Source organism: Thalassovita sp. (assembly GCF_965218685.1).
In the GTDB taxonomy this organism is placed as follows: Bacteria; Pseudomonadota; Alphaproteobacteria; order Rhodobacterales; family Rhodobacteraceae; genus Thalassobius.
The window spans coordinates 1,959,634-1,971,116 of the sequence record NZ_OZ244657.1 but is presented as its reverse complement, the minus strand read 5'-3'; the positions used below and the strand labels follow the sequence as shown (position 1 = coordinate 1,971,116).

At 59.6% G+C, this 11,483-nt stretch carries 10 protein-coding genes; 1 reads left to right on the top strand and 9 read right to left on the bottom strand.

What is annotated here, in order from left to right:
• Positions 1-39: 39 nt before the first annotated feature.
• The 3 genes from ACOQOQ_RS09905 to ACOQOQ_RS09895 form a co-directional block, all read right to left on the bottom strand.
• Positions 40-1,218 carry an ABC transporter substrate-binding protein gene (locus tag ACOQOQ_RS09905; RefSeq protein ID WP_420566835.1) on the bottom strand — a complete coding sequence of 393 codons (1,179 nt, stop codon included), beginning with the start codon at positions 1,216-1,218 and terminating at the stop codon, positions 40-42.
• Positions 1,219-1,266: 48 nt separating this feature from the next.
• Positions 1,267-2,055: a 3-ketoacyl-ACP reductase gene (locus ACOQOQ_RS09900; RefSeq protein WP_420566834.1), complete on the bottom strand. Its 789-nt coding sequence runs from the start codon at positions 2,053-2,055 to the stop codon at positions 1,267-1,269.
• Positions 2,056-2,355: 300 nt separating this feature from the next.
• On the bottom strand, positions 2,356-3,339 hold the full coding sequence (locus tag ACOQOQ_RS09895; protein ID WP_420566833.1) for a helix-turn-helix domain-containing protein: 984 nt from the start codon (positions 3,337-3,339) through the stop codon (positions 2,356-2,358).
• A gap of 413 nt (positions 3,340-3,752) precedes the next feature.
• Here ACOQOQ_RS09895 and ACOQOQ_RS09890 point away from each other — a divergent pair, with 413 nt between their 5' ends.
• Positions 3,753-4,556, top strand: a complete 804-nt coding sequence (locus ACOQOQ_RS09890) for a FadR/GntR family transcriptional regulator (protein ID WP_420566832.1) — start codon at positions 3,753-3,755, stop codon at positions 4,554-4,556.
• On the opposite strand, the gene ACOQOQ_RS09885 is transcribed toward ACOQOQ_RS09890, so the two are convergent.
• The 6 genes from ACOQOQ_RS09885 to ACOQOQ_RS09860 all read right to left on the bottom strand — a co-directional run bounded on the left by ACOQOQ_RS09885 (position 4,553) and on the right by ACOQOQ_RS09860 (position 11,483).
• Positions 4,553-5,563, bottom strand: coding sequence for an ABC transporter permease (locus tag ACOQOQ_RS09885; RefSeq protein WP_420566831.1), 1,011 nt, complete (start codon positions 5,561-5,563; stop codon positions 4,553-4,555). The two genes, ACOQOQ_RS09890 and ACOQOQ_RS09885, sit on opposite strands and share 4 nt — an antisense overlap.
• Positions 5,560-7,068, bottom strand: coding sequence for a sugar ABC transporter ATP-binding protein (locus ACOQOQ_RS09880; protein WP_420566830.1), 1,509 nt, complete (start codon positions 7,066-7,068; stop codon positions 5,560-5,562). Before ACOQOQ_RS09880 ends, ACOQOQ_RS09885 begins: the two co-directional genes overlap by 4 nt.
• Positions 7,069-7,124: 56 nt before the next feature.
• On the bottom strand, positions 7,125-8,192 hold the full coding sequence (gene torT / locus ACOQOQ_RS09875) for a TMAO reductase system periplasmic protein TorT (RefSeq protein ID WP_420566829.1): 1,068 nt from the start codon (positions 8,190-8,192) through the stop codon (positions 7,125-7,127).
• Between the two features lie 75 nt (positions 8,193-8,267).
• The gene (locus tag ACOQOQ_RS09870; RefSeq protein WP_420566828.1) at positions 8,268-9,239 is read right to left on the bottom strand and encodes a biotin-dependent carboxyltransferase family protein; all 972 of its coding nucleotides are present in this window, start codon (positions 9,237-9,239) and stop codon (positions 8,268-8,270) included.
• On the bottom strand, positions 9,229-10,104 hold the full coding sequence (locus tag ACOQOQ_RS09865; protein WP_420566827.1) for a 5-oxoprolinase subunit B family protein: 876 nt from the start codon (positions 10,102-10,104) through the stop codon (positions 9,229-9,231). Before ACOQOQ_RS09865 ends, ACOQOQ_RS09870 begins: the two co-directional genes overlap by 11 nt.
• Positions 10,101-11,483, bottom strand: coding sequence for an acetyl-CoA carboxylase biotin carboxylase subunit (locus ACOQOQ_RS09860; protein WP_420566826.1), 1,383 nt, complete (start codon positions 11,481-11,483; stop codon positions 10,101-10,103). Before ACOQOQ_RS09860 ends, ACOQOQ_RS09865 begins: the two co-directional genes overlap by 4 nt.

The following is an 11,483-nucleotide window of genomic DNA, read 5'->3' as shown; positions in this document are numbered from 1 at the left end:
GGACAGGCCGGGAGCAGACAGCCCCCGGCCCATTTTTCATTAGTTGGCCGCGGGCACGTCCACCCACTCGGGGGTGACGACTTCCCACTCACCGGCAGTCAGCTTGACCACCTTAGTAGCACGCATCGGGCCATCGGTGGCGCCTTTGCCGAACAGGTAGGGACCCGTCGCGATGGGATAAGAGACGGGCTCCATCTCGCGCAGCGCTTTGGACACCGAGTCACGCGTCACAGGACCGTCGATCCCGGCGATGATGTCGGTGATGATCTGACCAGCCAGATAGCCACCCTGCGAGAAGGCGCTGGGGGCCAGACCTGCCTTGGTCACCATGTCCATCCATGCTTTGTTGGCTTCGTTTTCGATGGTGTAGGGTTCCCACTCGGCGCCGACATAGATCGGCTGCTTGGAGTCCTTCAGCGCAGATGCCACGCCCTGGGTATAACCCGAGGCCAGGAACACCCAATCGATCCCGGTGATGCCTTGTGCGTCAGCGGTGTTGATCCACTGCACGATGCCCGGCTCAACCTGGTTGGTGAACACGGCGTCACAACCTTCGTCACGTGCGCGGATCAGATAGGGGGTCAGATCGCCCTGCACCGGCAGGGTCATGTCCAGAACCTTCAGCTTGCCGCCGGTGATCTTTTCCCAGTCCGTCAGCGCGGTTTCCATGGCTTCACGCCAGCCGCCGATAACATAGTTGAAGGCACAGACGTTTTCAGCGCCCAGCTCTTCGCTTGCGTAATACAGCATGGCGGTGGACAGCGCGTAGGGTCCAGGATGGACAGGCGCTACCGAGGGCGAGCTGTAGCAGACCGGATCAACACCCAGGCCCGAGACGCTCAGCACGTTCGAACGCTGGTACAAGGCAGCGTTCACACCGCAATCCAGTAGGCTTGCGCTGCCAGCCATGACCACAACTTTTTCGTTGTCGATCAGGTTACGGGCGGCCTGGGTGGCCACCAGTGGGTCACCGCGGTCATCGGCCATTTCATACTCGACCTTGCAGCCGTTGATACCGCCCGAAGCGTTCAGCGCCTCGAAAAAGGCCTTGGTGGTGTTTGGACCTGCCGAAAAGTCCACCGGGCCGGTGATGGTCGAGACCGAACCGATCTTGATCGGACCGTCACAGCTGGGGCCTGCATAGGCAGCACCGGCCATGGCGAAAACGCCCATTCCGACAACCGAGCCCAGACGGGCCGCTTTCTTGATAGTTTCCATATTTTCCTCTCCCTGATTCATGTTTTGGGTGATTATATCGTCCGGCAATCAAGCCGTCTGAATTCCGTATCCGCCGTCCACATAGACGGGGTGCGCAACCGTGAAGGGCAATCCGCCAGAAGCCAGCGTGGCCACGGTGCGCCCTACGTCCTTTTCTTCGCCCCAACGATTCTGGGGGACGTGGCCCGCTGCGATATGCGCCTCGATTGCCTCGGTGGGCGAGCCTTCGCCCTGGGTGGTCATGGCCGTCCGAATAAAGCCCGGACGGACTTCGTGCACATGGATGCCATGTTCAGCCAGCGTCAGTGCGAACAGGCTCGAGACCATGGACAGGGCCGCCTTGGAGATGCAGTATTCGGGGATGGCCACTGACACGTGATTGGCTGCGATCGAGGTGATGAACACCATCGAACGATATGCGTCGCTTTTGCCCGCAGCTACCATCAGCCTTGCCACCGCCTGCGCCAGAAAGAACGTCCCGCGCAGATTGATGTCGGTGTTAAAATCATAAGCTTCGGGCGACAACGTCAACACGTCTGACAGCGCAATCGGAGCGACCCCAGCGTTGTTCACCAGACAATCGATGCCGCCGAATGCGTCCCAAGCGGCCTGCGCCAGATCCGCATGGCCATCGATTTTGCTCACATCGCCCTGTAAAAATTTGACCTTGGCGCCTGCGGCCTGCAAATCGGCCATCGTCTGGCGAGCCGTGTCATCTTCGTGCAGGTCGATCAAAACCAGATCGAAACCTTGCTCGGCCAGGGCCATTGCGCAGCCACGCCCCAAGCCCTGACGCCCACCTGTCACCACTGCTACGGGTCGCTTGTTCGCTTCCAAAGCCGCTTCCTCCCTACGTTTGGTTGCGACGGGCCAGGCCAATCGGCCCGCCCAATCGCAGGAAACACCACGCCCATTTGTGATTTCGCAGCATCCCGCAGGAGCAATCCAAAGGCTTTAAGGCGTTTCCTGAATGAACATTACGCAAGCCGCCGGGCGAGCTTTGACACTGCGGGCACTAATAATTTGCAGGACAGGCGCAGGTTTAAACGCGGTTTTCGCACGGCTCATTCAGCGACCTCGCAAAAAAAACAGGCCCCGCAAAAGGGCCTGTTTTCAATCTGTTATCTGGTAATTGGATCAACTGACCCGCTTCAGATCTGTGCTTTTATGAGCCAGCAAGTCACGCGGAGAGTGCCCGAAATGCGCTTTGAAGGCGCGGTTGAAGCTGGAGACATTGGTGAATCCCACCGAGTAGGCGATCTCGCAGATCAGCTGCTGACCGCCGGTTTGGCGCTCCAGCTCCATTCGGCACAATTCCAACCGGCGTTGACGCACCCAGCGCATGGGCGAGGTCCCTTCGGCGGCGAAAATTTCGGACAGATAGCGCGCGCTGATGCCGGTGCCCCGTGCGATCCGGGCGGGGTTCAGTTCGTCATCGTGGATGTGTTCCTCGATGAATTCCTGCGCGCGCTCAAGAATCTTGCGGCGGCCCCGGGTTGTCGACAAACGCTCGGCGCCCAGGTTCGAGTTCACCACTTCACCCAGAAAGCTAAGCAGCGAATGCGAGAATATCCGTGACCCGCGATCCGACAGCTCGTTTTGATCCGCGATTGCGCCGTACATCATTTGTTTGGCCACAAGCCCCAGGCCGCCTTGCACGTCCAGCGGGCGACCCAGTACATCGTCCACCGAGATCGCATGCGCGCGCAGCAGCTTGGCCGGGATGCGCAGCCAGATCGCGTCCAAAGTATCGGACATCGCGATCTCGTATTCTTCGTTGGTGTTCAGCAGGGTCAGATGGTGGGTCTGCACCTGGTTTTCGCGACCATTGCGGCGCACCTCGACACCGCCGACCAGAGGCATGCAGGCAAAATAGTGCCCTTCATCCTCGTCGGACATGTGCCGCTCTAACCGGCGCGAGACGCTTTCGTTCGCTTCGTGCATTGATCGGATCAACGACAATTCTCCCAGCGGAGAAACCACGAATTTGGCATGCGCATTCTTGGACCAGTTCAAATCCACACGCGTAAAGATCGAGCCCACAATATCGGGATCAAACGACCGCATGTTGACGATAGAAGTGCCAGCTTTTGCCCCGGTATTTCCGACGTGAACATTCATGGCGCCTCCTCCCTGGTGCGATGTCTGTGCCATATAAACGAGCTGGCGTCCTCCACGCCGCTGCCCACCTTGGCCTGCAGGTCCCGGCATCCGATCCGATTTCGAACCTTCTGCCAAGTACCGTCCTCCGATTCTACCACGTTTTCAGAACTGGAGCTTGACCTTTTCTAAAGCATGTAGGATTGTCCGACAATAGGAAAACGCTTGACACTTTCTGGAGGAGGATCAAAGTGCCAAGCCAAGAAGCAACATCATTCTACGAATAAAGTCAGATAGTTAGCGAATTTTACAGCGGATCCCCTGCGAACCTGACCTTGCCTGACCCGTCTGGAAGTTTCTTGCTGATCGTGGAAAACCGCCCTTTTTTTGCGGACCTGAGATTCGCCCGCAAACCCAAGAGAAAGTGAACGATCGTGGCCGCAACGCCCCCAAAATCCGCCTCGACCCTGACCAGCCTGAAGCTGGAGCCGGGATACAAACGCGTCGCCAACGCCATCGAGGCGCAGATCGTTGCGGGGCAGTTGGAGGCCGGGGAACTTTTGCCAACCGAGACCGATCTGGCCGAAATTTTGGGCGTGCACCGCTCGACCGTACGCGAAGGCATCCGGTCCCTGGAAAACGCCGGCCTGGTACAGCGCGGTGCGGGCAAGCGACTGCGGGTATCTATGCCCGACATGTCGGCCGTGGGGGCCGATGTCACGCGTGCCCTGGGTCTGAAACAGGTCAGTTTCTTCGAGTTGTGGGAAATGCAGATGGTGCTGGAACCCTTCGCGGCCAACCTGGCGGCGCAGCGAATTTCCAAAGAGCTTCTGAGCGACCTTCAAAACAACGTCGCCAGTCTGCGCGCGAACCTGCAAGACGACGACTATGTCGTCCGCAATGATACGGAATTTCACCAGATGATCGCCGAGGCCGCGCAGAACGCGGCCCTGTCAATCTCAACCGCTCCGATCGGCGCGTTGCTGTTCTCGGCCACGGTAAACCTGTATTCCAGCGTGCCCCAAGCACGCCACCGTTTGCTGGAATCGCACGAGGCCATCTTGGCCGCGATCACCGAAAAAGACGCTGAAACCGCCGAAGAATGGATGGCCCGCCACATCCGCGACTTCCACCGGGGATACGAGATTTCCGGTGTCGGCGTGCACGAGCCCATCGCGCTGGATCCCCGCGCAATGGGCTATGTTAAGGTTGAACCGGGCCGAAGCGCGACGCTCTAACGGCCGCTCATCAGGATGCGATAGCGCAGTTGATCAAAGATCACTGCCAGGATCAGCAGCACGCCCAAAAGCACCATCTGCATGTAGGAGCTGACCTGCGCCAGGTTCATCCCGTTCTGCACCAGAACGATGAAGAACCCGCCCAGCACCACGTTCTCGACCCGGCCAATCCCACCGCGGAGCGACACGCCAGCGATCACACAGGCCGCGATAGATTCCAACGCGATGGTCCCGCCCAGGTTTGCCTCGCCCGATTCCACGCGGGCCGTCAGCAGCAGCCCGGTCAACGAGGCAATCAACGCGCAGATAATATAGGCCAGCATCAGCGTCCGTTTGGTGTTGATCGCGGACAGGTGCGCAGCCTTGATGTTGCCTCCAACCGCATAGATTTGCGTGCCCAGACGCGTGCGCGACATGAACACCCACATCACCACGATGCACATCAGCGCAATGATCACCGGCACAGGTATGCCCCAAAGCCTGCCGAAACCGAACGTATCTCCGAACGCAAATGGCATCCCCGAGACCGGAACGCCCCCGGTCAGGAACAGCGCCAACCCTGCCCCCACCGAGGACACGCCCAACGTCATGATAAAGGGCGAAACCTCGAAATAGGCGACACCGATCCCGTTGACGACTCCGACCAGAATGGCTGCGCCAAAGCCCATGAAGGCCCCCAGAAGGATCGCCAGCCAGATCGCATCGGGAAAAATCCCCGCCAGCCATACCATTCCCAGCGCCGATACGACCGAGGTCAGTGCAATTGCCGTGCCCACCGACAGATCGAACCCGCCCGAGATCAGCACCAGCATTTGCCCCATGGACACCAGCACCAGATAAACCGACTGCCGGGCCACGTTGATCAGGTTCTGCCCGGTCAGGAATTTCGGGGACAGGATGGTAAAGATCACCAGCGCGCCCAGCAGGAAAAAGGGCAGGACTCCCACCTTGACAAAGACGCGTTTGATCAGGTCCAGCGCGCCAAATTCTTTCGTGTTTTCAGTCATATCTTGGCTCCGCTTTCGTCGAAGAAGTATTTCAGGGTTTGGTCCTCGGTCATGTCTGCACCGCTAAGTTCCGCGGTGATGTGGCCATGCGCCAGGACAAGCATGCGATGAGAAAGATGCAGCACTTCGGGCAGGTCGGACGAGATGATCACAACCGCTTTGCCTGCCTCGGCCAGATCCCTGATCAGCCGGTACAGCGCGGCGCGCGTACCCATGTCCACGCCCACGGTGGGCTCGTCGAAAATGTAGATATCAGCGTCCTGCCCAAAGCATTTTGCGAACAGAACCTTCTGCTGGTTGCCACCCGACAGTTGCGAAACCAGCTTGTTTCGATATCCCTCGTGCAGCTCAACATGATCGGCGATCTGCGCGCTTTGCGTTCGGACCTCTGGCCAGTTGATGAAGGTGCCACTGGTGGTCCCCTGCCCGCCCATCACCAGGTTCAGCGCCAGGTTATCATTCGAGGTTTTGGCCAGGTCCAACCCCTCGGCCTTGCGGTCGGGCGACAGGTAGTACATGCCCTGCCTGATGATCTTGCGCGTTGTGGCGTGGGTAATGTCCGCGCCCTTGAATTCCACCCGGCCGCCAAGGCGTGGGGCCACGCCCATCACCGCCCGGAACAGCCGCGATTTGCCGGAACCCACCAGCCCGGCCACGCCCAGCACTTCGCCCGCGCGGATGTCGAAATGGGCGTCTTGCACTCCGGAGGTCGATATCCCGTGGGCGCGCAGCAAAACCTCGCCGGGATCGTGTTTGATCGTGGGATAGATTTCAGTGATGGCGCGGCCGGTCATCATTTCGACCAGCGCGTCTTCGTCGGTGTCGGCCATGGCCACGGTGCCAATCTTGGCCCCGTCACGCAGCACCGTGATGCGATCCGCAATCCGCGCGAATTCCTGCATGCGGTGCGAGATATAGATGATGCCCACTCCGCGCGCCTTTAGCGTTTCAATGAAACCGAACAGGTGGTCCACCTCGCGATCCGTCAACGAGGCCGTGGGCTCGTCCAGGATCAGCACAGACAAATCACCGTGAAAGGCCTTGGTGATCTCGACCATCTGCTGCTGAGCCCGCGACAGATGCGCGGTGATCTGGGATGGATCGATGGGGAAATCCAGCTCTTCGAACATCTCGGCGGCGCGTTTGCGCATGGTGCGGTGATCAACGAAAGGGCCGATCATCGGCTCCCAACCCAAGAAAATATTCTCGGCCACGGTCAATGTCGGGATCAGCGAGAATTCCTGGAAAACCGTATAAATGCCAAGGCCTTGCGCATCCGCGACCGAGTTAAACCGTACCTGCTGACCATTCAGGTATATGTGGCCGTCACTGGGTGTATTAGCCCCGGCCAGCATGGAGATCAGCGTGGATTTACCGGCCCCGTTTTCTCCGAAAAGGACATGCACCTCGCCCGGTTTCAGGTCAAAATCGACCGCGTTCAGGGCCAGTACGCCCGGATATTGTTTGGACAGTCCCGTTGTTTTTATGAGTGGTGTTTGGTCCATGTCTGCCTCTGAGAAAAAGGGCCGGGTTGCCCCGGCCCATAGTTGCGGGGTTATTCTCAGTTCACCGAAAACACGGGTTTATAGCCGGCAGGCGGCAGGATGTTTTCGCGCGACACGTCGGCGATGTTGTCCGGGTCGACCACGAAAATCTTGGGCCCGACATGTTTGACATAATCCTTGCCTTCCAGGATGCGGACCGCCTGGTCCATCGCGATGCGTCCTTGCACAACCATCGAGTCTGCAGGCGCCGCCAGGATGAACCCTCGCTGGATGCCCGTGTAGACGCCCGGGGTCATGTAGAAGGCCAGCAGGTCAACCTTGCCCTTCAAGCCACGTTCGCGGATCAGGCCTTGCGCGGCTTCGGCCGTCACAGCGGTGCCCGCCAGATAGCGTACGTCGGGGTTGGCTTGCAGCACGTCCTCGACCAGTTTCAGCTGTGCCTCTTTGCCGGTATCGCCAAAACGAGGTTCCAGAACTTCAACGGCCGAGCCCTCTACAGCCTCCATGAAGCCTGCGTGTGCGGCCTCGACCCAACCTGCGCCTGCAGGGCCAGGGAACCAACCCACCTGCACGGGATCGGTGCCCGCAGGGTGTTTCTTGGCCAGGTAGGCGCCGGTTTCATAGCCCATGGTTTTGAACGAAACCAAGGACTTGGCTGCAATATCCGAGGATGATACGCCGTTGATCACGTCGATGACCGGCACGCCCTTGCCTGCGACCTCGGCGATCACGTTGTTCAGGCCTTCATAGGAAATCGCGCCCAGAACCACGGCATCCGCGCCGCTGGCGACGCAATCCTCGATCTGGCTGATTTGCTTGGCCAGCTCGGTGTAACCGCCCGCTTCGACCAGGTTCATCTTGACGCCCAGACGTGCGGCCTCGTCGGCGACACCATAGTCAACCCCCAGCCAATAAGCATCTTTCATATGCGGAAAGGACACGCAGATGTTCCACGGCTTTTCGGCCTTATCCACGGGGGTGTAGGTCACCGGGCTGATCGTGCCATCGGCGGAAAAAGCAGGCGAGACTTCTTCGGCGTCATAGGGGAACCATGCGTCATCGGCCATCGCACTGGTGGCAAAAGCCGTCGCCAGGGCCGCAGCTGTCGTTAGGGTGAGTTTCATTGTTCTGACCTCCTTGTCAGTTTCAATTATTCAGTGCGGCAAGCCGCGATTTTGTTGATTCAGAAGGTGGCGCTCTTACCCGAGCGCTTCTCTTATTTTGTTCAGCATGGCGTGGCGGTCTGCGCGTGCTTTCAGCGCCTCGTCCATGTCCACCCGGACGAATTTCACCTGGGTGTTGGGTTGCAACTGGCCAATCAGGTCCATGTCGGCCGAGATCACGGCCCCCAGCGTGAAGTACCCGCCCCCCGACACCGCATCACGGTGCAGGATGATTGGCTCGGTCCCGCCGGGCACCTGGATCGAACCATAGGAATAACAACCATCCACGATGTTCGACGGATCCGAGCCTGCGCCAAACGGTGCCTCGCGGTCCACGAATTCCAGCGGCTGCCCGCCCTTGAAACGATAGCCCATCCGGTCAGCCTCGGGGGCGACGGTCCAGGTGTCGTTGAAGAAGCTTTCACCTGCCTTCTCGGTCAGGCGGTACCAGTAAAGGCCCGGCAACACGCGCAGTTCCACCGGATTTCCGGGGCCACGGCGCAGGTCCTCAGGCACGCGGCGCCCCTCGGTCACCATCGGCGCTTCACCCACAGGAATGTCATCGCCCGCAGCGATTGCGCGGCCCTCGACCCCGCCCAGCGCACCGATCGGATAGGTCGAGCGGCTGCCCAGATCAACCGGGGTCGCGATCCCGCCAGAAACGGCGATATAGATCCGCGCGCCTTTGGACAGAAAGCCGAAGCTTAGAACTTGCCCAGCTTTCACAGTGAAACTGGTCCAGGTTTGCTGCGGTTCACCATCCACCATGATCGGCATCTCGCCCCCGGTGATGGCCACACTTGCGTCGGCGGTAAATTCAATCTCGGGGCCCATGAACACCGCCTCAAGACAGGCCGCATCCTCGGGGTTGCCGACCAGCATGTTGGCCGCCCTCAGGGCAAAGCGATCCATCGCGCCCCCTTCGGGAATACCAAGATGAAAATAGCCGGGGCGTCCAAGGTCCTGGATCGACGTCGCCAGGCCGGGTTTGACAATCTTAAGCGTCATTGAGAGCCTCCATCAGCTTGGCATTAGTGCCGGGGATGTCGGCATTAAATGCGTCCAGATCGAACTCGACCTCGGCAATGCGCGGCACATAGGTACCATCGGCCACCGCCTGTTCGATCCGGTCATATTCGGCGCGATCAATCGGTTTCCATTTCACGATGTCGCCGGGCTTGAAAAAGACCATGAAGTCCTTGAGGTGCGAGACCTTCTGTTCCGGGTCATAGATCGGCATCGGGGTGATCCCGAACATCTGATACCCACCCGCCCCACGGACCGAATAGATACAGGAAAAACACCCGCCATAGCCCACGGTCTGTTTCGGCGTATCGGTGCGGGGGCGCAGGTATTTGGGCACCTCAAGCTGCTTGTCGCGTTCGACCAGCTGATAGAGGAACGGTAAACCAGCAACAAAGCCCACCATGGACACGAACCAAGGCTGCGAATGGTGCGCCTCGATAAAGGCGTCCACGCTGTCAAACCCGTTGATCCGCGCGGCATAGTCCAGATCGGTGCCGGAGGGATCCTGGTGCCGTTCACGGAACCGCATTTGCGTTTCATGGGTCCAAGGGTCTTGATAATACACCGGAATTTCGATGATACGGGTTTTCAGGCGCTTCTCGGCGTCTGCCGATTTGTGTTCCAAATCCTTGATCCGGTCCATCATTTCCTCGGGCGGGGTGATGTCCGGGTTGAACCGCACCTGGAACGAAGCGTTCGCCGGGCAGATTTCGGTGACGCCGGGAATATTTGCCTCGCGCACCGCGTTGCTCATGGAAAGCGAGACAAAGAATGCATCCAGCGACATCTGCTCGTCGACCTCGACATAGATGTGTTCGTCGCCGCCATATGTGTAGCGTGTCTTCACGAGGCACCTCCTGTGGTTGCTGCCGTCAGGTTCCCGGCTTCCAGCCAGGGTTCCAGCCATTGCGTATGAAATGCGCCCTTTTGCACGCTGGCATCATCGGCTAGCGCCTTGTGCAGGGGCACGGTGGTTTTCAGCCCGTCAAGCCGTAGGTCGTTCAGCGCCTTGCGCAGCTTGGCAATCGCGTCGGCGCGGTCGGTGCCGTGCGCGATCAGCTTGCCCAAAAGCGAGTCATAGAACGGTGGGATCTGGTAACCTTCGTACAGGAAGTGATCAAAACGAATGCCTTCCCCCTTGGGTTCCGTCATCGCGCCGACCTTGCCGGGGAACGGCAGGAACTGCATCAGCGGGTCCTCGGCGTTGATCCGCACCTCGATCGCATGGCCATTGGGTTTGATGTCGGCCTGCGTCAGGCGTAGCGGTTCCCCATCACAGACACGGATCATCTCCTGCACAAGATCCACGCCCGTGATCATCTCGCTGATGGGGTGTTCGACCTGAATACGGGTGTTCATCTCGATGAAATAGAACGCGTTCCGGGCCTCGTCGTACAGGTATTCCAAGGTGCCAGCGCCGCGATAGTTCACCGACTTGGCCAGCGCCACGGCCGAGGCGCACAATTGTTCGCGGGTTTCATTGTCCAGACAGACAGCCCCCGCCTCTTCCCAGACCTTCTGACGCCGCCGCTGAAGCGAGCATTCGCGTTCATAGCAGTGAATGGCGTTGGTGCCGTCGCCCAGAATTTGCACCTCGATATGGCGCGGGGCCTGTATCGAGCGTTCAAGATACAACCCGCCATCGCCAAAGGCCGCTTCGGCCTCGGCCTGGGCCTGCGGGGCCAGTTTGCGCAACTGCTCTTCGGTATCGGCGATACGGATGCCCCGGCCCCCGCCCCCTGCGGCGGCCTTGATCATCACAGGATAGCCGATGTCACCGGCGATCTTGGCGGCTTGGTCCACCGTTGCGATCCGCCCTTTCGATCCGGGCACAACGGGCACGCCTGCGGCCTCGGCGGCCTGACGGGCGGCCACTTTGTCGCCCATCCGTTCGATCGTGTCTGCCGAGGGACCAACATAGGTGATCCCCGCCTTTTCCAACGCCCGCGCGAATTCGGGGCTTTCGGACAAAAAGCCATAGCCCGGATGCACCGCGTCGGCATTGGTTGCCTTGGCGGCGGCCACGACATTTTTGATGTCCAGATAGCTTTCGCGCGATGGTGCCGGCCCCACGCAAACCGCCTCGTCCGCCAGTTTGACCGCCAGCATTTCGGTGTCACCTTCCGAGTAGGCCTGAATCGTATGAATACCCATGGCCTTGCCGGCACGGATGATCCGCACGGCGATCTCGCCCCGGTTGGCAATGAATAGACGAGAGATAGTCAT